Below are 21,046 nucleotides of genomic sequence, written 5' to 3'. Positions count from 1 at the left end.
GTGCCTTGGTCGATCGGTCCTAGATCGAGTTGAGCTGGCGGTAGCCGCGCCGCACGGCCGGCAGCGAGATGTCCGACGGGAACGGCGACTTCTCGGCCACCCGCTCGGCCGGGGCGCCGTCCTGGTCGCCCTCGCGGATCAGCCACGCCAGGGCGGCCAGCTGGGCATGCTGGGAGGCCACGAAACGGGCGTCCACCACGGCGCCGTGGCCCGGAACGACCTGCGACTGCGGCGACAGCAGCGTCATCAGCGCGGCCACCGTGTCGGGCCACTCGAGCGGGTACGCGTCCTCGAACTGCGGCGGGCCGCCCTGCTCGACCAGGTCGCCGGCCACGATCACGTCGGCGTCCGGCACGACGGCGACGAGGTCGCCGATGGAGTGCCCGCGGCCGAAGTGCCGCAGCTGCACGACCCGGTCGCCGAGCTCCGCCGTCGCGACGGTCCGCACGAGCCGGTCGGGCGGCGTCGGGATGACGCCCTCGAAGTCGAGGTCCGGCCACTCGGCGGCCGCCCGGTCGCGCAGCGCCGGGACGATCAGGGCCGCCGCCTCCTCGTGGCCCCAGATCGGCGCGCCGCCGGCGGCGAAGACGGCGTTGCCGAAGACGTGGTCGAAGTGGTGATGGGTGTTGACGACGGCGAGGGGCAGCGGCGTCACCCGGCGTACCGCGGCCAGGAGCTCCTGGGCCTGGCCGACGGTGGACAGCGTGTCGACGACCAGCGCCGCCTCCCCGCCGACGACGAGGGTGGCGTTGACGTCGAGGACGGGCTGGCGCAGCACGTGCACCCCGGCGGCGATCTCGCGCAGGTGTGTCATGAGCGGTCCTCCATGGCCTTGGCCAGGAACCGGGCCCGCTCGACGATCACCCGCTCGACGCGGCCCTCGGCGACCACCCGGCCGCCCTCCTTGACCAGGATCTCGAACACCAGCTTGCGCCCGTCGGTCTTGGCCAGGCGGGCCTCGGCGACGACCCGGCCGCCGATCGGCGTCGCGCCGCGGTGCTCGAGCTCGATGCGGGTGCCGACGGTGGTGAAACCGGGCGGCAGCCGGCTCGCGGTCGCGCCGACCGTCGCGGCCTCGGCCAGGGCGAGCACGCGCGGCGTGGCCAGCACGGGCACGTCGCCCGAGCCGAGCGCCTGGGCGGTATCGGCGTCGGTGACCGTCAGCTCGACGCGGGTGACGGCCCCGACCCAGGGTGCCGCATCGACCGTTGGGCGCTCGCTCGGCTGCATACCCCCAAGCCTAGTGACCCTAGGCTGTCGGCATGCATGACGCCGCCGCATGGATCGCCGAGGGTTCCGTCGTCGCACTGACCGGGGCGGGCATCTCCACCGACTCGGGGATCCCGGACTTCCGCGGGCCGCAGGGCGTGTGGACCCGCGACCCGGAGGCGATGAAGCTGTCCTCGATCGAGCACTACGTCGCCGACCCCGAGGTGCGGCGCCGCGCGTGGCAGGAGCGCCTGCACCACCCGGCCTGGACGGCGGTGCCGAACGCCGCGCACCGGGCGCTCGCCGACCTCGCCGCGGGCGGGTGGCTCACCACCGTGGTGACGCAGAACATCGACGGGCTGCACCAGCGGGCCGGCCTCGACCCGGCCCGGGTGATCGAGATCCACGGGACGATCCACGAGACCGAGTGCCTGTCGTGCGGCGCGCGCGGGCCGATGCGCGAGACCCTCGACCGCGTCGAGGCGGGGGAGGCGGACCCGGACTGCCGCGGCTGCGGCGGGCTGCTCAAGTCGGCGACGATCTCGTTCGGCCAGCGGATGAACATGGCGACCCTCGAAGCGGCCGCGGAGGCCGCCATGGCCTGCCGCACGATGGTGGCCGTCGGCACGTCGCTGACCGTCAACCCGGCCGCCGGCCTGGTCGGCGTCGCGGCGACGCACGGCGCCAAGATCGTGATCATCAACGACGCCGAGACCCCGTTCGACGTGATCGCCGACGAGATCATCCGCGAGCCTATCGGGACGGTGCTGCCGGCCTTGTGCGCGAGCGCTGCCGCGCGGTGAACGCGTGCCGGGCGGACCGGGAGCGGGTGGCCAGCTCGCCGGCGAGGGCGTAGGCGTCGGCGGCGTCGCGCAGCCGGGCGACGGCCTGCAGGCCGCCGGCCGTGTCGACGGTGACGGTGGCCAGCCGCAGCAGGCGCTGCAGCGGGCCCTGGGTGACGCGGACGCTCTGCACGCGGGCGAGGGGCACGGCGACGAGCTCGCGGGTGAGCACGCCGTCGGTGACGGCGACGATGTCGCCGGTGACGGCGACGCCGATGCGCGACCAGGCCAGCGGGGCGAGCCAGCGGGCGCGCCGGGGCGGGCCGCTGACGGCCAGCGCGGCGGCGTCGATCGGCGGCGGGGCCTCGCGGGGGTCGACGGCGGCCCCGAGGACCACGGCCGCCACCGCGACGGTCTGCCCGGTGCCGGCGACCGGGACGAGCGTGCCGGCGCGCAGCTGCTCCTCGCCGTCGCCGCCGTATCCGGCCACGTCGATGCGGGCCCGGGCCCAGCCGGTGAGGCGCCACAGCAGCGGCCAGGTGAGCTTCACGCCCTGGACGCGGCGGGGCGGTATCGACTGGCTGCGCTTGTTGAGCAGGCCCTGGCGCAGCCGCAGCGCGGTGGCGTCGGCGGCGATGCGGAAGTCCCACTCGTCGAGCATCCGCCGGACCGGCACCTGGAACACGCCGAGGAACGCGGTGATGGTGCTGGCCGCGCCGATGAGGGTCCAGTCGGGATGGACGAGGGCGGGCCAGATGACGAACGCGGCCCCGACGGGCACGGCGACGACCTGCGGGGTGAGCAGCTGGGCGAGGACCAGCCGGCGGTTGTCGACCATGAAGAGCGGGCGCTCGGCGGGCGGCGCGCCGGTGCTGGCGAGGCCGAGCAGGGAGGCGCGCAGCGCGGTGGCGCCGGCCACGGTGAGGTAGGCCAGCGGCGCCTCCGCCTTCCCGCCCCCGATGACCTCCAGGCGCAGCTCGGCCAGGCCGAAGACGCGGGCCAGGGCGGGCCGCACGACGTCGATGGCCTGCACGCGGTCCAGCGGGATGGCCCGCACGCGCCGCGACACCAGCCCCTCGTGGACGCGCAGCTCGCGCCCGACCACCTCGTAGCCGGTGACCGCCCACAGCACGGCCGACACGACGACGGCCAGGATGAGGATCGCCGCCATCGCCATGAGCCAGTGCCCGAGGCCGAGGTCGGACAGGCCGCGCCAGGAGACGGCGACGGCGGCCAGCGCCACGAGCTTGGCCCCGCGCACCAGCGGCGTCAGCGGGTGCAGACGCCGCCGGGGCAGGCTCAGCGGCCCGGTCACAGTCCCTCTTCGCGGATCTCGCCCAGGGCGGAGAGCCGGTCGCGCAGCCGGGTCGCCTCGGCCGCCTCGAGGCCGGGGACGGTGGCGTCGCTGGCCGCGGCGGCGGTGTGCAGGGTGACCGTGGCGAGGCCGGCGGCGCGCTCGATCGGGCCGGCGGTGACGTCGACGAACTGCATCCGGGCGTACGGCACGATGGACAGCCGCCGGATCAGCAGCCCGTGGCGGACCAGCAGGTCCTCGGCCCGCTCGGCGTAGCCCCAGGCGCGGATGGACCGGCGCATGAACACCGCCCGCACGGCCCCGGCGGCCAGCACGGCGGCCGCGGCGGCCAGGAACCAGGCGGACCACAGCACGCCGGTGACGATGCAGCCGATCGCGACGACGAGGACCCAGGCGGCGAGGACGACGAGGCGGACGATGAAGTACCGCGGCGACACGGGCCGCCATTCGACGGTGTCCGGCCAGGGGCGCAACGGGTCGGGTGCGACCGGAGCGTTCACTCGTCGAGCCTATCCCGATCATCGATCGGCACGGTGTCCCGCAGGAACCCGCGCGCGTCCAGGAACCGCGACAGCGACTCGCGGTGGTCGTCGCAGGCCAGCCACGTCTTGCGGCGGTCCGGCGTGTGGATCTTCGGGTTGTTCCACAGCAGCTGCCAGACGGCCGGAGCTCGGCACCCCTTGGCGGAGCAGATGAGCGCGTCCACGCCAACAGTGTGCAAGAGAGTGAGCGCCGGGCGGCCACGGGGGAAGCCGCCCGGCGACGGGTGAATCGTACCCGCCGAACCACGGGTGATGTCCAGTCGTGAAGGTGACCTGGTGACGGAAATCCCCCCAGAATCGATAGCCACATATCCGAAATGTCAGTCCAAGGTCGCCGTGTGCGAACTCCCAGTAGGCTCTCAGCAGCGTCGGATGCGGCCGCTCGCCGCAACGTGCGACGCTAGGTTGCAACTGTCGGCGATTTGCGTGGAGGACCGGTGACCCAGCCGAGCAACCCTGTCTCGACCCCCGCTCAGGACGCGACCGTCCTGGAACGGGCGCTCTTCGAGGTCAAGCGGGTCATCGTCGGCCAGGACCGCATGATCGAGCGGATGTTCGTGTCGCTGCTGTGCCGCGGGCACGTGCTGCTCGAGGGCGTGCCCGGCGTCGCGAAGACGCTGGCCGTGGAGACCCTGGCCCGGGTCGTCGGCGGCACGTTCTCCCGCATCCAGTTCACCCCGGACCTGGTCCCGGCCGACATCGTCGGCACCCGCATCTACCGGCAGTCCAGCGAGAAGTTCGACGTCGAGCTCGGCCCGGTGTTCGTCAACTTCCTGCTCGCCGACGAGATCAACCGCGCGCCGGCGAAGGTGCAGTCGGCGCTGCTGGAGGTCATGGCCGAGCAGCAGGTGTCCATCGGCGGCGAGACCTACGAGGTGCCGCGGCCGTTCCTGGTCATGGCGACGCAGAACCCGATCGAGCAGGAGGGCGTCTACCCGCTGCCCGAGGCCCAGCGCGACCGGTTCCTCATGAAGATCCAGGTGGGGTACCCCACCGACGCCGAGGAGCGCGAGATCGTCTACCGGGTCAGCGTCAAGACGCCGGAGCCGGTCGCCGTGCTCACCACGGCGGAGCTCATGGCGCTGCAGGACAAGGCCGACGACGTCTTCGTGCACAACGCGCTCGTGGACTACGCGGTGCGGCTGGTGGTCGCCACCCGCGCCCCGGCCGAGCACGGCCTGTCCGACATGGCGCACCTCATCCAGTACGGTGCCAGCCCCCGCGCCTCGCTGGGCATCGTGCGGGCCTCGCGCGCCCTGGCGCTGCTGCGCGGCCGGGACTACGCGCTGCCGCAGGACGTGCAGGACATCGCGCCCGACATCCTGCGCCATCGCCTGGTGCTGTCCTACGACGCGCTCGCCGACGACATCCCGGCCGACGACGTGGTGCGCCGGGTCCTCGCCGCGGTGCCGCCGCCCACGGTCGCGCCCCGCCAGCAGGCCACGACCGCGCCGGCCGGGCCCCCGCCCGGGGGCACCACCACCATCACCACGTGGCCGGGGCGGTGAAGATCCAGAGCGGCACCGGGCTGGACGACGCGCGCGCCGAGGTCGTCCTCAACCGCATGCAGCTGCTCGTCACCCGCAAGCTCGACGGGCTGCTGCAGGGCGACTACCTGGGCCTGCTGCCGGGGCCGGGGACCGAGGCGGGCGAGTCGCGGGAGTACCGGCCGGGCGACGACGTGCGCCGCATGGACTGGCCGGTGACGGCCCGCACGACCCTGCCGCACGTGCGCCAGACCGTCGCCGACCGCGAGCTGGAGACGTGGCTGGCCGTCGACCTCAGCGCCAGCCTGGACTTCGGCACGGCCCGCTACCTCAAGCGCGACCTGGCGATCGCCGCCGCGGCCGCCGTGGCGCACCTCACCGTGCGCGGCGGCAACCGCATCGGAGCCGTCGTCGGTACGGCGGACAGCACCACCCGCCACCCGGCGCGCCCGGGCCGCAAGGACGCCCAGGGCCTGCTGCGGGCGATCGCGCTCACCCGGGGCCGGCCCGGCCGCGCCGACCTCGGCGCGCTCATCGACATGCTCAACCGGCCCCCGCGCCGGCGCGGCCTGGCCGTGGTCATCTCCGACTTCATGACGCCGCCGCAGCAGTGGGCCCGCCCGCTGCGCAAGCTCGGCGTGCGCCACGACCTGCTCGCCGTCGAGATCGTCGACCCCCGCGAGCTCGAGTTGCCCGACGTCGGCGTGATCGCGCTCGTGGACCCGGAGACGGGCCGCATGCACGAGGTGCAGACCGCCGACCCGAAGCTGCGCCACCGCTACGCCCACGCGGCCGCGGCCCAGCGCGCCGAGATAGCCTCGGCACTGCGCGGCGCCAACGCGGCCCATCTGCGGCTGCGCACCGACTCCGACTGGCTCCTGGACATCGTCCGGTTCGTCGCGGCCCAGCGACACGCCCGAACTCGAGGTACGACCCGATGATCCGTCTGCTCCAACCGTGGTGGCTGCTCGCGCTCCTGCCGGTCGCCGCGGTCATCGGCATCTACGTGTGGCGGCAGATGCACCGGCGAGCGTTCGCGGTGCGCTTCACCAACGTCGACCTGCTCTCCAGCCTGGTGCCCAAGGGGATCGGCCTGCGCAAGCACGTCGGCGCGGTCGCGTTCATGCTCAGCCTGCTCGTGCTGGCCTTCGGCCTGACCCGCCCGTCGGTGGACACGAAGGAGCCGCTCGAGCGGGCCACGATCATGCTGGCGATCGACGTGTCGCTGTCGATGCAGGCCACCGATGTGGCGCCGACGCGCATCGACGCGGCGAAGTCGGCCGCCGAGGACTTCGTGCGCCAGCTGCCGGCGAGCTTCAACGTGGGCCTGGTCTCGTTCGCCAAGACCGCGAGCGTGCTGGTGTCGCCGACGAAGGAGCGCACCTCGATCATGCAGGCCATCGAGGGCCTGACGCTGCAGGAGTCGACGGCGACCGGCGAGGCGGTGTTCACCAGTCTCGACGCGATCCGCACGGTGCCCGCCGACGGCGCCGCCGGGCCGCCGCCGGCCCGGATCGTGCTGCTGTCCGACGGGTTCCGCACCGCGGGCCGCTCGCTGGAGGACGCGTCGGCGGCCGCCACGGCGGCCAACGTGCCGGTCTCGACGATCGCGTTCGGCACCGACGAGGGCGTGGTGCGCATCGGCAACACGCCGCAGCGGGTGCCGGTCGACCGCCAGTCGCTGCAGAAGGTGGCGGAGGTCACCAAGGGGTACTTCTACGAGGCCGCCAGCAAGGAAGAGCTGAAGCGGGTCTACTCGGACATGGGCAGCTCGATCGGCTACCGCACGAAGCCGCGCGAGATCACCCAGTGGTACCTGGGCTTCGGCTTCCTGCTCGCCCTGTGCGCGGGCGCGCTGAGCCTGCTGTGGGGCTCGCGGCTGCCCTAGGCGGGATGCTGCCGGTCGGCGCGCGCGAACGCTAGTGCGCGCCGACCAGGAAGAAGAGCGTGGCGACCCACATGGCGGCCAGGAAAAAGCCAATGGGCGCGAGGTATCGGCTCACGACGTGCTCCCAACGGGTGTTGTCTCAACGGGAAGAGAGAACAGACACGCGAGAAGCCGTGGCGGGTGATCTTCTGGAACTACCGGCCACGACTGGAGGGATCGCTACTTCGCACAGCGACTCACCTCCAGGGAGCGACTGCCGTGCCGGCCGGCAGCGAGACGGGCCCGGCCTCTCGTGCGGCCGGACTTCCAAACCTCAATATCGTACTGCCCCGTACCCCGCCCGGCATCAGCCGCCCGGCCCACCGGGCCCTACCATGCTTGTTGTTTTCCCGACATTCACGAGAGGCGGCACCCGTGGCGAGGACCGTGCTGGTCACCGGCGGCAACCGGGGCATCGGACTGGCGATCGCGCAGGCGTTCGCCAAGCAGGGCGACCGGGTGGCGGTGACGCACCGCGGCTCCGGCGCCCCCGAAGGGCTGTTCGGCGTGCAGTGTGACATCACCGACAGTGCCGCCGTGGACGCCGCCTTCACCGAGGTCGAAAACGCGCTCGGCCCCGTCGAGGTGCTCGTCGCCAACGCCGGCATCACCCAGGACACGCTGCTGCTGCGCATGAGCGAGGAGCAGTTCACCGAGGTGCTGGACACCAACCTCACGGGCTCGTTCCGCTGCGCCAAGCGCGCCGCGAGCAAGATGCTGCGGGCCCGCTGGGGCCGGATCATCTTCATCTCGTCGGTCGTGGGCCTCTACGGCAGCCCCGGCCAGGTCAACTACGCCGCCAGCAAGGCCGGCCTGGTCGGCATGGCCCGCTCGATCACGCGCGAGCTGGGCAGCCGCAACATCACCGCCAACGTCGTCGCGCCCGGGTTCATCGAGACCGACATGACGGCGGTGCTTCCGGAGGCGACCCAGGCGGAGTACAAGAAGAACATCCCGCTCGGCCGGATGGCCAAGCCCGAGGAGGTCGCCGACGTGGTCACGTTCCTCGCCGGCGACGCCGCGGCCTACATCACCGGCGCCGTCATCCCCGTCGACGGCGGCCTCGGCATGGGCCACTAAGAATTGGCCACGAAGAATGAGGAGACGCACGATTCCCATGGCTGGACTTCTCGAGGGCAAGCGGCTGCTGATCACCGGGATCATCACCGACCAGTCGATCGCCTTCGCCGCGGCGAAGCTCGCCCAGGAGCAGGGCGCCCAGGTCGTGCTCACCGGCTTCGGCCGCCTGTCGCTGGTGGAGCGCATCGCTAAGCGCCTGCCGCAGGAGGCCCCGGTCATCGAGCTCGACGTCACCAACAACGAGCACCTCGAATCGCTCGCCGACAAGGTGCGCGAGCACGTCGACGGCATCGACGGCGTGCTGCACTCGATCGCCTTCGCCCCGGCGACCTGCCTCGGCGGCGACTTCCTGGCCGCGCCGTGGGAGGACGTGGCGACCGCGGTGCACGTGTCGACCTTCTCGTTCAAGTCCCTCGCGGTGGCCTGCCTGCCGCTGATGGGGGCCGGCGGCTCGATCGTGGGCATGGACTTCGACGCGTCGCGGGCCTACCCGGTGTACGACTGGATGGGCGTGGCCAAGGCCGGCCTCGAGTCGACGTCGCGCTACCTGGCCCGCGAGCTCGGCCCGCGCGGCATCCGGGTCAACCTCGTCGCCGCCGGCCCGCTGCGCACGATGGCGGCCAAGTCGATCCCCGGCTTCGCGGTGTTCGAGGACTCGTGGGCCAAGATCGCGCCGCTCGGCTGGGACCTCTACGACCAGGCGGCGGCGGCCAAGGCCTGCTGCGCGCTCATGTCGGACTGGTTCCCGGCCACCACCGGCGAGATCGTCCACGTCGACGGCGGGTACCACGCCGTGGGCGCGTCGCAGTAGGCAGGCGCAGAATGAGGGACGTGGCTTATGACGCGTTCCTCCTGCTTTCGTTCGGCGGCCCGGAGGGGCAGGACGACGTCCTGCCCTTCCTGGAGAACGTGACCCGCGGCCGGGGCATCCCCCGCGAGCGCCTGGAGGCCGTCGCCGGGCACTACCGGCACTTCGGCGGCGTGTCGCCGATCAACGCCCAGTGCCGGGCCCTGATCGAGGCGCTGCGACCCCAGCTGGACCTGCCGATCTACTGGGGCAACCGCAACTGGCACCCGATGCTCGCCGACACCGTCCGGCAGATGCGCGACGACGGTGTACAGCGGGCGCTCGCCTTCGTGACGAGCCCGTTCGGGTCGTACTCCTCCTGCCGGCAGTACCTCGACGACATCGAGCGCGCCCGCGCCGAGGTCCCCGGCGCGCCCCCCATCGACAAGATCCGCCACTACCACGACCACCCCGGCTACATCGCGCCCCACGCCGACGCCGTGCACACCGCGCTGGGCGCCCTGCCGTCGCGGATGAAGGCCCGCCTGGTCTTCACCGCCCACTCGATCCCCACCGCGATGAACGCGGCCAGCGGCCCCGGCGGTGCCGGCTCGCAGGGTGGGCCAGGCCGCTACGAGGCCCAGCTGCGCGAGACGGCCGCCCTGGTCGCCGCCGAGGCCGCCCCGGAGCTCGAGTGGGACCTGGTGTGGCAGAGCCGCTCCGGCCCGCCGCAGGTGCCGTGGCTGGAGCCCGACATCAACGACCACCTCGAGGCCCTCGCGGCCGCGGGCGTGACCGAGGTGGTGGTGAGCCCGATCGGCTTCATCTCCGACCACCTCGAGGTGATCTGGGACCTCGACGAGGAGGCCCGCGCCACCGCCGCCCGCCTCGGCCTGGCCTACGTCCGGGCCGCCACCCCGGGCACCGACCCGCGCTTCGTGGACATGATCCGACAGCTGGTCGGGGAGCGCGTTCTCGCTCACAGTAATGTGCGTCACGCGCTCGGCACCGTCCCGACCTGGGATTCCTGCCCCGCCGACTGCTGCGCGTCACCAAAACGCGCATAGGCTCGAAACGTTTCTGAGGGAGTATGTTGCGCGTGAGAGAACGCAAGCCCATCGAGTCCTGGCTCACCGACATGGACGGGGTCCTCGTGCACGAGGGCGAGCCCGTGCCCGGCGCACCGGAGTTCGTCAACCGGCTGCGCTCGTCCGGCAAGCCGTTCCTGATCCTGACCAACAACTCCATCTACACGGCGCGCGACCTGCAGGCCCGGCTGCGCCGCATCGGCTTCGACGTGCCCGAGTCCGCGATCTGGACCTCGGCGCTGGCGACGGCCGAGTTCCTCAACACCCAGCGCCCCGGCGGCACCGCCTACGTCATCGGCGAGGCCGGCCTGACCACGGCGATGCACGAGGTCGGGTACATCCTCACCGACACCGAGCCCGACTACGTCGTGCTGGGGGAGACCCGCACGTACAGCTTCGAGGCCATCACCGCGGCGATCCGCCTGATCAACGACGGCGCCCGGTTCATCTGCACCAACCCGGACGCGACCGGCCCGTCCAACGAGGGCGCCCTGCCGGCCTGCGGCGCCGTGGCCGCGCTCATCTCGAAGGCGACGGGCATCGAGCCGTACTTCATCGGCAAGCCGAACCCGATGATGATGCGCTCGGCGCTGAACAGCATCGACGCCCACTCGGAGACCACGGCGATGATAGGCGACCGCATGGACACCGACGTCCTGTGCGGCCTGGAGGCCGGCCTGGAGACGATCCTGGTGCTCAGCGGCATCAGCACGGCCGCCGACGTGGAGCGCTACCCCTATCGCCCGTCCCGCATCATCCCGTCGGTGGCCCACCTCATCGACGAGGTGTAAGACCCCTGGGGCCGCGCACGTCGGGGCTTGGTGTCAGCGCCAGTTGCGTTTTACAGCATCGGGGCGTTGCAGGCGGCCACGAGTGCCCGGCGGCAGGCGGTCGTCAGTGGCCTCAGGGCCGCGTCGCGCTGCTGGACCTCGTAGCCGTTGACCGCCCCGCCGGGCGCCGCGTGCTCGGCGAGGGCGAGGACCCGGTCCAGGACGCTGGCCCGCGCGTACAGCCGGCGGGCCCGCGGGTCGTACCCGGGCGGGAGGTCGGTCGCCCCGTCGGGCTTGCGGATCGCCTCGATCGCCCCCGCCAGCTCCGGCCGCCACTGGGCGATGTCGAGCTTGGCCAGGGTCCGCGTGGCCGTGGCCAGCTCCGCCGACAGCTCGGCCTCGGCCTCGGCCGTGCTCGGCTCGTGCCCCTGCGGCCGGTCCTCGGGCAGCGCGAACACCTGCCAGCGCACCGTCTCGAACTCGTCGCCCGACCCGGACGTGTGCAGCCGCACCTCCGGCACGAACCCGAGGTTGCCCGCGATGACCCCCTCGCCGGCCAAAAGCGCGGCGCCGGTGAACGGCCCCGGCCCCGGCAGGCCGCGGGGGTCACCCGGGGCGGGCAGCACCAGGCGTACCTCGTCGGGGTGCAGCTTCGACAGCGACGGCAGGGCGTCGGCGAGCGACACGTCGGTCCACGTGCCGGGGACGTCGGAGACCATGTGCTCCTCGTCGCCGGAGATCTCGGCGGCGGCGTCGTCGCACGGCACCAGGCCGGCGCGCCACGCCCGGACCCATGCCACGAAACGCGCCGAGCGGCGCGCCTGGAGGGTCGCCGCGCGTGCTGCGGGGGACATGGGAGCAAGGGTACGTGCTGACGTGCCGGTATGTCTCGCAGGCGATGAGGCCGTCAGCCGATACGCTTGCCGCCCATGGACGTCCTGGCGAACAACGACTGGCGGCGCCGGCGCGCCGTGCCGGTGGTCGAGGCCGAGATCGACCTGGTGGTCGAGGACGCCGACTCGGGCTTCTGCGGGGCCGTGGTCGGCTTCGAGTTCGGCGCCGTGATCCTGGAGGACCGCCACGGCAAGCGCCGCAACTTCCCTCTGGAGCCGGCCGCGTTCCTCCTCGACGGCGCCCCGGTCACCCTGGTCCGCCCGGCGCCACAACGCGTACCACAGCGGAAAATGACGGCGTCCGGCTCGGTCGCGGTGCCGGGCGTGCCCGCCCGCGTGGCCCGCCGCAGCCGGATCTGGGTCGAGGGCATCCACGACGCCGCCCTGGTCGAGCGCATCTGGGGCGACGACCTGCGCGTCGAGGGCGTGGTGGTGGAGCCGCTGGACGGCATCGACGAGCTGCGGGCCGCGGTCGCCGAGTTCTCGCCGGGCCCGGTCGCGCGCCTCGGCGTGCTGGTCGACCACCTCGTTGCGGGGTCGAAGGAGAGCCGGATCGTGTCCTCGATCCAGTCGCCGTACGTGCTCGTGACCGGCCACCCGTACGTCGACGTGTGGCAGGCGGTGAAGCCGGCCGCGGTGGGCATCGCGGCCTGGCCGGTGGTGCCGCCGGGCCGGCCGTGGAAGGAAGGGGTGTGCGCCGCCCTGGGCGTGCCGGACCCGTCGGACATGTGGCGGCGGATCCTGTCGTCGGTGTCGTCCTTCCGTGACGTGGAGACGCCCCTGATCAACTCGATGGAACGCCTGATCGACTTCGTGACGGAGCCGGACGACGACGTGTGATCGGCCCGTCTTCGCCGGCGGCCCGGCGTTTTCCCGACAAGTCGGGCACTCCGTGCCACGACTTGTCGGATTTTTCGCCTGACAGGCGAAAAATCCGGCAACGGGTGATTAGGGAGGTCTGGACCGCTGATCTTGGCCGCAATTCGATCCAGTGCCGCCGGCGTCTCGGTCGGCTTGCCGCGGACCGGCGCCTGCGGCCAAATGGCCCATCGCGTGCCAGGTCGGCCGTCGCCGCGGGGGAGTGTGCTCAGCCGGCCTGTTGTCGGACCGGCCTGTTGTCGGATCGGTGCGGGTCTGTCGGGCCCGGCCATCGCGCGGGCCTGGCCATCGCGCAGGCCCGGCCATCGCGCGGGAGCGCTCGAGGCGCGCTTCAGGTCGAGTGCACCCATGCCGCCCTCGCCGCCGGGTGCCGTGCGGATCTCGAGGACGTCTTCTCTCCGCGATCATGCGATTCCGCGTGGACAAATCGGGCATCGCCATGATCGTGGAGCGAACGTGCTGGACCTCGATTTATCGCCTGCCGGGGCATAAATCCGACAAGTCGTGGCGCGCCAGCGCCCGACTTGTCGGAAAAGCGCAAGTGGGCGGCGAGCGCTACAGCGATGGCCACGGGTCCCGGGTGAAGACGAACGTGGCGATGTCCAGCGCGACCACCTCGCCCGCCGGCGAGCGGCGCACCTGCAGGATCTCGCCGTCGTTCTCGCCCGAGCGGCCCCGCCACCGGTCCGGAGCCGGGCCGTCCGGCTCGAAGCGCCACGGCGTGTCGCCCTTCGACAGCGGGGTGACGACCAGGGCGTCGTCGGTCCAGCTCGCCTCGTACTCGCGGCCCATCCACCACCAGCGGCCGGTCAGCGGGGCGACCGACGCCGGCGGCGGGGTGCCGGGGCGCCACGGGGCCGGGCGGGCCGGCTCGCGCTCCAGGACCGACTCCAGCAGGTCCAGGCCGAAACCGCTCAGGCCGCCGGGGTACTGCATCGTGTACGCGTTCGCGTAGGCCACGACGGCCGTGCCGGACGCCCGGTGCACGGCCAGGACGGCCAGGTAGCCGGGCATGGAGCCCGAGTGGCCGACGAACACGCGCTCGCCGCGGCGCCACAGCTGCAGGCCCAGCCCGTGGCCCGAGCGCCAGCTCTCCAGGTCGCTGAGCACGACGGGGGCGCACATCTCCCCGACGGTGGCGGGGGCGAGTACCGCCGGGTCCGGGTCGGCCAGGAACGCCGCCCAGCGCGACAGGTCCTCCACCGTCGACCAGAGCTGGCCGGCGGGGGCCATGGCGCCGGCGTCCAGGCGGGGCTCCTCGCGCATCTCGTCGAGCCACGGGTGCATGACGTAGCCGCGCGCGAAGGGCTCCGTCGCGTCGTACGTGGTGCGGTCCAGGCCGAGGGGGCGCAGCAGGCGCTTGGCGGCCAGCTCGCGCCAGTCCTCGCCGCCGATGCGGGCCACGACGGCGCCCAGCAGGCCGTAGGCGAGGTTGGAGTAGTGGAAGCCGTGCAGGGGCGGGTACGCCACCTTGTCCGCGGTCAGGGTGGACAGGAACGTCTCCACGTCCGGGCCGGCGCTGCGCTCCCACCAGTCGCCGTCCGGCTCGCGCTGGACGCCGCCGGCGTGGCCGAGCAGCTGGCGAAGGGTCACGGCGCCGACCGGGGTGCCGGGCAGGTGGCGGTACAGCAGGTCGTCGAGCGCCAGTCGGCCCTCGTCGCGCAGGGCGAGTACGAGGGCGGCGGTCATGGTCTTGGTGATCGAGCCGATCCGGAACTGCTGTCCGGCCAGGTACGGCCCGGCCGCGGCGACGTGGGCCGGCGCGCCGTCGCGGACCACGCCCGCCACCAGCGTCGGCACCCGGGCGCCGGCGTGGGCGGTGGCCACCAGCTCGTCGATGCGGGAGACGGTTTCGGGGAGGAGGGGCACGGGGGATCGCCTTCCGACGTCGCGGCACTCTGGATGGCCCAACTGTGCACCACCGGCGACGGTGGCGGGGAAACAAGAAGATCCTGCGACAACGCTCGCCGGGGGCGGCAGTACGTGCATCGGCGTGACACGATCGAAGCGTGGATGTCTGGCTGATCGTCTGGTTGATCGTCGGCGCCGCTCTCGTCGCGGCGGAGGTCTTTACGACCACCTTCGTGCTGCTGATGTTCGCGATCGGCGCGTTCGCCGCCGCCGGGGCCGCCGCCCTGGGCGCCAACGAGCCGATCCAGGCCGCGGTCTTCGCCGTCGTGAGCGCGCTGTCGTTCGTGGCGGTCCGCCCGACGCTGCGCCGCTACATGTATCGCGACGAACGCGACACCCAGATGGGTGTCGAGGCCATCGAGGGCTCGATGGCGCTCGTGCTCGAGGACGTTGACAACGACAGCGGGATGGTCAAGATCGAGGGCGAGCTCTGGCGGGCCCGGCCCTACGACACGACCCAGCGCTTCGAGGCGGGCGAGCGGGTCCGGGTGATCGAGATCAAGGGTGCTACCGCAATGGTGTGGAAGGACTGAGCCAAGTGGATCCAACTGCGTTCCTGGCCGTGCTGGTGATCGCCGTCGCCCTGATCGGCATCATCACGGTGGTCAAGTCGGTGAAGGTGGTGCCGCAGCAGGTCGAGTACGTGGTCGAGCGGCTCGGGAAGTACAGCCGGACGCTGACGCCGGGGCTGAACATCCTGGTGCCGTTCATCGACTCGGTCCGCAACAAGGTGGACAAGCGCGAGGCGGTGGTCAACTTCCCGCCCCAGCCCGTGATCACCTCGGACAACCTCGTCGTGTCGATCGACACGGTGCTGTACTTCAAGGTCGTCGACTCGGTCCGGGCAACCTACGAGATCTTCTCCTACCTGCAGGCCATCGAGCAGCTGACGGTGACCACGCTGCGTAACGTGATCGGCTCGCTCGACCTGGAGAAGGCGCTCACCAGCCGCGACGAGATCAACCGCCACCTGTCCGGCGTGCTGGACGAGACGACCGGGCGCTGGGGCATCAAGGTGACCCGCGTCGAGATCAAGGCGATCGAGCCGCCGCCGAGCATCCGCGACTCGATGGAGAAGCAGATGCGCGCCGAGCGGGACCGGCGCGCGGCGATCCTGCACGCCGAGGGCCTCAAGCAGTCGCAGATCCTCACCGCCGAGGGTGAGAAGCAGGCGGCGGTACTGCGGGCCGAGGGCGAACGCCAGTCGCGCATCCTGACGGCAGAGGGCCAGGCGAAGGCCATCCGCACCGTCGTCGACTCGATCCACCTGGCCAACCCGGACAACAAGGTCATGGCGTACCAGTACCTGCAGTCGCTGCCGCAGATCGCCGCCGGCCAGTCCAACAAGCTGTGGATCCTGCCGGTCGAGCTGACCAAGGCCCTCGAGGGCATCGGCGGCGCGCTCGGCGGCATCGGGCAGATGACCAACGCCGAGCGCAGCCGCCACGTGGACTCCAGCTCCCTGGAGGAGGCCGAGTCCGAGGAGGTCCTCGAGGCCCGGCGGGCGGCCGAGGAGGCGGCGGCCGCGGCCAACGCGGAGGCCGCGGCGGCCGCCGCCCAGGTCTCCGGCGACTCGTCGACCCGCCAGCTGGGCGGTTCGGCGGGGCTGCCCGCCTCGGCGTACGACATCGCCGCCGAGCCGGACCGCGACCACGGCTGAGGCGCCCGCGGCCCCTCGGGAGCCGACGACCGCCACGACGGAACCGCCGCCGGTGCCGGCCTGCAGGGCCCACCGGCGGCCGTTCCGTCGGCGGCGGTGGCGCCGGGCAGGTTGGCCGAGCCGGCCCGGGAGCGCGATCGTTCGCAGCCTTACGACCTGTCGCGGTTGAGCTCCCAGAACGCCACGGCGGCCGCGTTGGCGACGTTGAGCGAGTCGACGCCGCGGTGCATCGGGATGACGACGGGAGTGTCGCTGGCCTGCAGTGCCTTGTTGCTGAGGCCCGGCCCCTCGGCGCCGAGCATCAGAGCTGACCGCGTGCGCTGGTCCGCTGACAACCGCTGGATCGGCAGCGCGTCGGCGGATGGAGTGAGCGCAAGGAGCGCGAAGCCGGCCTGACGGACCTGGTCGAGTGCGTCCGGCCACGGTGACAGTCGAGCGTAGGGTACGGCGAAGACCTCGCCCATACTGACCCGGACGCTGCGGCGATAGAGCGGGTCGGCGCATGACGGTGACAGCAGGACGGCGTCCATGCCGAGGGCCGCGGCACTTCTGAACACTGCACCGAGATTCGTATGGTTGTTCAGGTCTTCCAATATGGCGATCCGCCGAGCGGACTCGAGAATGCTGCCGGCGGTGCGCTCGGGCTTGCGGTGGAACGAGGCGAGGACGCCTCGGTGCACGTGGAAGCCGGTGATCGCCTCGAGCGTTGCCTGGTCCGCGGCGTACACCGGCGCCTCGGCGAGCGGCAGATCGGCGAGTTGGCTGACGCGTTTGGCGTCGATCAGCACGGACCGCAGCCGGTACCCGGCCCGCAGGGCGCGCCGGAGGACGAGTTCACCTTCGGCGATGAACAGCCCGTTCGGCGGCTCCCATCGGGTGCGCAACTCGACGTCGGTCAGCGCCCGGTAGTCGGCGATCCGCTCGTCGTTCCCATCGGAGATGTGTTCCACGTGCTGCACCGGTGTGATTCTGCCCTGCGGTGTGTCGTTCCTTCGAGCCGGGACGGCACCGCCCGGCGTCTGCCTGGCTTGCGAACGACCATCGCGGCACGAGCGTCCTCGCGTTTCGTGGACTACGCGGAGTTTGACGGGGCGCCGCAGGTCGGGCAATGGGTCGCCTCGACGGGCAGTGACCGGCCGCCGGCCGAGCGCCGGCCCGTTGCGGCGAGGGCCAGGAGCAGCAGTGCCGGTCCTACGACGGCGACCAGTACCCCCGCGGCGGCCATGGATGACCATTCCGGAACGATCGGCCGGCCCGGGCCGGCGTTGTCGAGCATCGCACCGATCGGGTTCAGGGCGAGTATGCCGATCGGCGTGAGCAGGATCAGCAGCGCCCAGACACCGCGGGAGTCGTGGCGGGCGGCCAGGCCGAGCGCGAGCAGCGTCGCGCCGATGAGCAACGTCACCGCGGCGGCCGGCAATGCCACTACGGCGGACGGGTAGTAGTCGCCGTTGAAGCCCAGGCGCGGTTCGGTGGCCACGGCAACCGGCACGGTCAACGCCGCGGCGGCGAGCGGCGCCAGCCGGACCCACCAGCGGTACCGTGCGGAGGCGCCGAGCGCGACGACACCGAGCACGACCTGGGGCAGCAGCACGCTCAGCGGTGGGCGGAAGATTCCGGTCAGCACCGCGGCCGGCAGGACGCCCGCGGTGACCAGCACGGCGAGGACCGCCGCGCGGCGAAACCACCGGCCGGGAGCGACGGCGTGCACGACGGCGGCCAGCAACCACAGCGCCCACGCCGCCACCCCTAGGGACAGGAACGGCTCGATCTGCGTAGGCCGGGGCGCCGCTCTGGATGCCAGCACCTCGAGGACCGCCCACCAGCTCGCGAACGCGCTGGTGGTCGTCAGCGCGAGCAGGCCGGCGAGCCCGAAGCCGAGGCCGGGCGCGGTCCGCAGGCGCCGGCGCAGCCCACCGGCCGCGAGGTCGGCGATGTCGGCGGGTGAGGGTCTCCGGCGGCCGGGCGCGGCCAGGGCCAGGTAGGTGTCCACCAGTTCCGAGCCACGCTTGCGCCGGTCGTCGGCCGGATAGAACAGCGCCATCCAGCGCGCATAGCGCCGTTCGAGCTCGGTCATCGCCGGGCGTCCGTGGCCATGCGCTTCCGGACGGCCTCGACGGTCCGGACGGCTCTGCGGCGGGGTCATGCGAGTCCTCGGCTCAGGCGGGGCGCGCCCTTGACGGCGCGCAGCCGGGCGGTTGCCGCCTTGACGTTGCGGCGCATACGTTCGGTCTCGGCGGCCAGCACCTCGAGGCCCGGCTCGGTGAGCCGGTAGTAGCGGCGTAGCCGGCCTTCGACGATCTCCTCGTGATCGACGCCAACCAGGCCCGCGTCGACCAGCCGGTCCAGTGCGCCGTACAGCGTGCCGGGCCGCAGCGAGATGCGGCCGTCGGACAGCCGGGCCACCTCGGCGATCAGGCCGTAGCCGTGCATCGGCTCGCCTGCCAGGGCGGTGAGCATCAAAAATGTGGGTTCACGCAGCGGGGATTCCACGCGGCCCAATATATCGGCTGCGAAGGTATAACGGAACCTCGCCACCAGCCGGCGAGCGCCGCGGGACGAGGCCAGGCCGGCGCCGGCGGTCACCGAACACGCGCGATTCTTACAAAACCTGTCTCGCGGTCAGGCGGAGGTGGCGAGGGTCTTCAGTTGCGGCAGCAGCCAGGGGGCGATGACCTGTTTGACGCCTTCGGGGGTGAAGTGCAGGCCGTCGCTGCGGACTTTGATGCCGTTGACGGTCCAGGTGAAGGCGCCGCCGGGGCAGACGACCTTGTTGAGGTCGAGGATCTTCGGGTGTTTGGGGTGGCCGGCGGCGACAGTGGCGAGGAGGGTGTTCCAGGCGTTGACGCGTTCGGGGGTGTCTTCGGGCCAGAGGCCGCCGTCGGGGCGTTCGGCGCGGTGGGTGTAGGCGGCGCGCAGGAGTACGACGCGGGCGCCGTTGCTGCCGGCGATGTCGATGGCGGTGTTGAGTTCCTTGGTGAGGTAGGCGTTGAACGCGGGGTCGCCGACGTGCTGGTAGGAGCCGCCCAGGCGGCGGTCCATGAGTTCCCAGCGGTTGAGCAGGATGACGGACACGTCCGGGTCGTCGCCGGGGATGGTGGCGCGCCATTTTGCGTCCCACTGGTCGCAGCCGGGGTAGTTCGTGTGCGCGGTGCCGATGTAGCGGATGTCGGGCAGGCGGGCGATGCCGCAGCCCTGGATGGCGCGGTTGGCCACGGACAGGCCGGGGTGTGGGGGGAGGTAGGAGCCGACGGTCCAGGCGACGGAGTCGCCGAAGAACGCGATCCGCGGGTTGGCGCCGGGTTTGCGGCCGGGCCGGGTCATCGGCGCTCCGGCCGCGGCGGCCGGGGCGGGGGCGCCGCTGGGGTCGTTGGCCGCTTCGGCTTGGACGAGGGGTGCGTCGTCGGAGGCCTGGGCGGCTTCGGCGGCGGCGGTGGGTTCGGCGGTGATGCCGACGGCGAGGGCGGCGACGCCGGCCAGGACGAGGGAGGTGACCGGGGCGAGGCTGCGCCACGATGCGGTCTTCGCCGGCCGGCTGCGGTTGGCGGCGGGGCGGGGGGTGAACAGCTTCCGCAGTGGGGTTTCGATGGCGTAGTAGCAGGCGACCGTCACCGCGAGTGAGACGACCACACGCAGGACGAACAGGGGGATGCCGGTGAGGCCGGTGCGTTCGCCGGTGAGCCATTGCAGCAGGGGCCAGTGCCACAGGTACAGGCCGTAGGAGATGCGGCCGATCCAGGGCAGTGGGGGCAGGCTGAGCAGCCGGGTGCCCCAGCCGCCGGGGGTGGCGACGAGGTAGGCCAGGAGGACGGCGACGGCGACGGCGGCGGCGAGGCCGGTGAGCCCGCCGCGGTACAGCCAGGTGTCGGTGCCGTGCACGGTAGCCCACATCGCCACGAGGGCGGCGGCGGCGACCGCGGCGGCGGCGGACAGCAGCCGGCTGGGCTGCGGGAGTTTGGGCCGCCGGCCGGGTTGCGGTTGGTGGGGTCGGCTACGGCCGTTGAACAGGGCGGCGAGCCAGCAGCCCAGCAGCAGTGCGCCGGCGCGGGTGTCGGTGCCGTAGTACGCGCGGCCGGGGTCGGCGTCGGGGGAGTACACCCAGGCGCACAGCACCCCGGACACGACAATGCCGATGCCGGACACCCACAGCAGCGCGGTGCGGGGTTTCGGCATGAGCAGCGCGAGCAGTACCAGCAGGGGCCAGACGACGTAGAACTGCTCCTCGATGCCGAGGGACCAGGTGTGCTGCAGCGGCGACGGGGGTGCGGTGGCGGCGAAGCAGTCGCCGCCCCGGAAGATCATGCGCCAGTTCGCGACGTACATCAGTGCGGCGATGGCGTCCCACCGCAGGGCGCTGACCTCCGACGGGGTCAGCAGCATCCGCGAGATCACGACGACGGTCACGAGCACGACGAGCAGCGCCGGCAACAGCCGCCGGGCCCGGCGCCCCCAGAACGCCGCAAGCGCAATCCGGCCGGTGGTGCGCAATTCAGTCAGCAGGAGTCCGGTGATGAGAAAACCGGACAGCACGAAGAATGCGTCCACGCCGAGAAATCCACCCGGTAACCAGTCCGGATTGGCATGAAACACCAGGACGGCGAGCACGGAAAGGGCACGCACGCCGTCCAGGGCGGGCAGGTAGCCCCAGCCCCCAGCCTTGCTGCTCGCCACGACCGGCCTCTTCCGTGAATGCAACTGGAGCGGCCGGATCTTACG

Annotated in this window: 22 protein-coding genes; 11 read left to right on the top strand and 11 right to left on the bottom strand. The window is 72.4% G+C overall.

The window, feature by feature from the left end; genetic code table 11:
• Nucleotides 1-19: 19 nt before the first annotated feature.
• Both ACQEVU_RS40055 and ACQEVU_RS40050 read right to left on the bottom strand, forming a co-directional pair.
• A complete protein-coding gene (locus ACQEVU_RS40055) occupies nt 20-814 on the bottom strand; it encodes an MBL fold metallo-hydrolase (protein ID WP_433333139.1) in 795 nt (264 codons plus the stop codon).
• Nucleotides 811-1,230 (bottom strand): thioesterase family protein, encoded by a 420-nt coding sequence (locus ACQEVU_RS40050; RefSeq protein WP_433333137.1) that lies wholly within the window; start codon nt 1,228-1,230, stop codon nt 811-813. Before ACQEVU_RS40050 ends, ACQEVU_RS40055 begins: the two co-directional genes overlap by 4 nt.
• Before the next feature lie 32 nt (nt 1,231-1,262).
• Between ACQEVU_RS40050 and ACQEVU_RS40045 the strand changes: the two genes are divergently transcribed.
• Complete coding sequence (locus ACQEVU_RS40045; RefSeq protein ID WP_433333135.1) at nt 1,263-2,012, top strand: SIR2 family NAD-dependent protein deacylase; 750 nt, start codon at nt 1,263-1,265, stop codon at nt 2,010-2,012.
• Here the strand turns inward: ACQEVU_RS40045 and ACQEVU_RS40040 are convergent.
• From ACQEVU_RS40040 to ACQEVU_RS40030, 3 genes are read right to left on the bottom strand one after another with little or no spacing between them, the layout of a single operon-like run.
• Nucleotides 1,963-3,306, bottom strand: a complete 1,344-nt coding sequence (locus ACQEVU_RS40040) for a PH domain-containing protein (RefSeq protein ID WP_433333133.1) — start codon at nt 3,304-3,306, stop codon at nt 1,963-1,965. The two genes, ACQEVU_RS40045 and ACQEVU_RS40040, sit on opposite strands and share 50 nt — an antisense overlap.
• A complete protein-coding gene (locus tag ACQEVU_RS40035) occupies nt 3,303-3,806 on the bottom strand; it encodes a PH domain-containing protein (RefSeq protein ID WP_433333131.1) in 504 nt (167 codons plus the stop codon). The genes ACQEVU_RS40040 and ACQEVU_RS40035 overlap by 4 nt, the downstream gene beginning before the upstream one ends.
• Nucleotides 3,803-4,012 (bottom strand): hypothetical protein, encoded by a 210-nt coding sequence (locus ACQEVU_RS40030; RefSeq protein WP_433333129.1) that lies wholly within the window; start codon nt 4,010-4,012, stop codon nt 3,803-3,805. Before ACQEVU_RS40030 ends, ACQEVU_RS40035 begins: the two co-directional genes overlap by 4 nt.
• 258 nt (nt 4,013-4,270) lie before the next feature.
• On the opposite strand from ACQEVU_RS40030, the gene ACQEVU_RS40025 reads away from it, so the two are divergent.
• The 7 genes from ACQEVU_RS40025 to ACQEVU_RS39995 all read left to right on the top strand — a co-directional run bounded on the left by ACQEVU_RS40025 (nt 4,271) and on the right by ACQEVU_RS39995 (nt 11,008).
• Nucleotides 4,271-5,356, top strand: a complete 1,086-nt coding sequence (locus ACQEVU_RS40025; protein WP_433333127.1) for an AAA family ATPase — start codon at nt 4,271-4,273, stop codon at nt 5,354-5,356.
• 56 nt (nt 5,357-5,412) lie between these two features.
• Entirely contained in the window at nt 5,413-6,276 is an 864-nt protein-coding gene (locus tag ACQEVU_RS40020) for a DUF58 domain-containing protein (protein ID WP_433335266.1), read from the top strand.
• Complete coding sequence (locus tag ACQEVU_RS40015; protein WP_433333125.1) at nt 6,273-7,223, top strand: VWA domain-containing protein; 951 nt, start codon at nt 6,273-6,275, stop codon at nt 7,221-7,223. Before ACQEVU_RS40020 ends, ACQEVU_RS40015 begins: the two co-directional genes overlap by 4 nt.
• A 414-nt stretch (nt 7,224-7,637) precedes the next feature.
• Nucleotides 7,638-8,342, top strand: coding sequence for a 3-oxoacyl-[acyl-carrier-protein] reductase (gene fabG, locus ACQEVU_RS40010; RefSeq protein WP_433333123.1), 705 nt, complete (start codon nt 7,638-7,640; stop codon nt 8,340-8,342).
• A gap of 37 nt (nt 8,343-8,379) precedes the next feature.
• Nucleotides 8,380-9,153 (top strand): enoyl-ACP reductase FabI, encoded by a 774-nt coding sequence (fabI, locus tag ACQEVU_RS40005; protein ID WP_433333121.1) that lies wholly within the window; start codon nt 8,380-8,382, stop codon nt 9,151-9,153.
• Between the two features lie 20 nt (nt 9,154-9,173).
• Nucleotides 9,174-10,196 (top strand): ferrochelatase, encoded by a 1,023-nt coding sequence (locus tag ACQEVU_RS40000; protein ID WP_433333119.1) that lies wholly within the window; start codon nt 9,174-9,176, stop codon nt 10,194-10,196.
• Between the two features lie 32 nt (nt 10,197-10,228).
• Nucleotides 10,229-11,008, top strand: coding sequence for an HAD-IIA family hydrolase (locus tag ACQEVU_RS39995; RefSeq protein ID WP_433333117.1), 780 nt, complete (start codon nt 10,229-10,231; stop codon nt 11,006-11,008).
• 50 nt (nt 11,009-11,058) lie between these two features.
• Here the strand turns inward: ACQEVU_RS39995 and ACQEVU_RS39990 are convergent, their stop codons facing one another.
• On the bottom strand, nt 11,059-11,841 hold the full coding sequence (locus tag ACQEVU_RS39990) for a hypothetical protein (protein WP_433333115.1): 783 nt from the start codon (nt 11,839-11,841) through the stop codon (nt 11,059-11,061).
• 75 nt (nt 11,842-11,916) lie between these two features.
• Between ACQEVU_RS39990 and ACQEVU_RS39985 the strand changes: the two genes are divergently transcribed.
• The gene (locus tag ACQEVU_RS39985) at nt 11,917-12,720 is read left to right on the top strand and encodes a DUF3097 domain-containing protein (protein ID WP_433333113.1); all 804 of its coding nucleotides are present in this window, start codon (nt 11,917-11,919) and stop codon (nt 12,718-12,720) included.
• Between the two features lie 594 nt (nt 12,721-13,314).
• On the opposite strand, the gene ACQEVU_RS39980 is transcribed toward ACQEVU_RS39985, so the two are convergent.
• Nucleotides 13,315-14,628 (bottom strand): serine hydrolase domain-containing protein, encoded by a 1,314-nt coding sequence (locus ACQEVU_RS39980; protein ID WP_433333111.1) that lies wholly within the window; start codon nt 14,626-14,628, stop codon nt 13,315-13,317.
• Between the two features lie 140 nt (nt 14,629-14,768).
• On the opposite strand from ACQEVU_RS39980, the gene ACQEVU_RS39975 reads away from it, so the two are divergent.
• Together ACQEVU_RS39975 and ACQEVU_RS39970 are read left to right on the top strand one after the other, a co-directional pair.
• Nucleotides 14,769-15,203 carry an NfeD family protein gene (locus ACQEVU_RS39975; RefSeq protein WP_433333109.1) on the top strand — a complete coding sequence of 145 codons (435 nt, stop codon included), beginning with the start codon at nt 14,769-14,771 and terminating at the stop codon, nt 15,201-15,203.
• A 5-nt stretch (nt 15,204-15,208) separates the two neighbouring features.
• On the top strand, nt 15,209-16,330 hold the full coding sequence (locus tag ACQEVU_RS39970) for an SPFH domain-containing protein (RefSeq protein ID WP_433333107.1): 1,122 nt from the start codon (nt 15,209-15,211) through the stop codon (nt 16,328-16,330).
• A 149-nt stretch (nt 16,331-16,479) separates the two neighbouring features.
• Here ACQEVU_RS39970 and ACQEVU_RS39965 read toward each other — a convergent pair whose 3' ends face one another.
• The 4 genes from ACQEVU_RS39965 to ACQEVU_RS39950 all read right to left on the bottom strand — a co-directional run bounded on the left by ACQEVU_RS39965 (nt 16,480) and on the right by ACQEVU_RS39950 (nt 21,001).
• Nucleotides 16,480-17,280, bottom strand: coding sequence for a TrmH family RNA methyltransferase (locus ACQEVU_RS39965; protein ID WP_433335264.1), 801 nt, complete (start codon nt 17,278-17,280; stop codon nt 16,480-16,482).
• A gap of 122 nt (nt 17,281-17,402) precedes the next feature.
• A complete protein-coding gene (locus tag ACQEVU_RS39960; RefSeq protein WP_433333105.1) occupies nt 17,403-18,407 on the bottom strand; it encodes a hypothetical protein in 1,005 nt (334 codons plus the stop codon).
• A 65-nt stretch (nt 18,408-18,472) separates the two neighbouring features.
• A complete protein-coding gene (locus ACQEVU_RS39955) occupies nt 18,473-18,823 on the bottom strand; it encodes a PadR family transcriptional regulator (protein ID WP_433333103.1) in 351 nt (116 codons plus the stop codon).
• Nucleotides 18,824-18,952: 129 nt separating this feature from the next.
• Nucleotides 18,953-21,001: an acyltransferase family protein gene (locus ACQEVU_RS39950; protein ID WP_433333101.1), complete on the bottom strand. Its 2,049-nt coding sequence runs from the start codon at nt 20,999-21,001 to the stop codon at nt 18,953-18,955.
• Between the last annotated feature and the right edge of the window lie 45 nt (nt 21,002-21,046).

The sequence above is a fragment of the Dactylosporangium sp. CA-139066 genome, assembly GCF_050936175.1.
Lineage (GTDB): Bacteria > Actinomycetota > Actinomycetes > Mycobacteriales > Micromonosporaceae > Dactylosporangium.
Note: the sequence above shows the minus strand (reverse complement) of the source record. Positions and strands in the feature narration are given on the sequence as shown.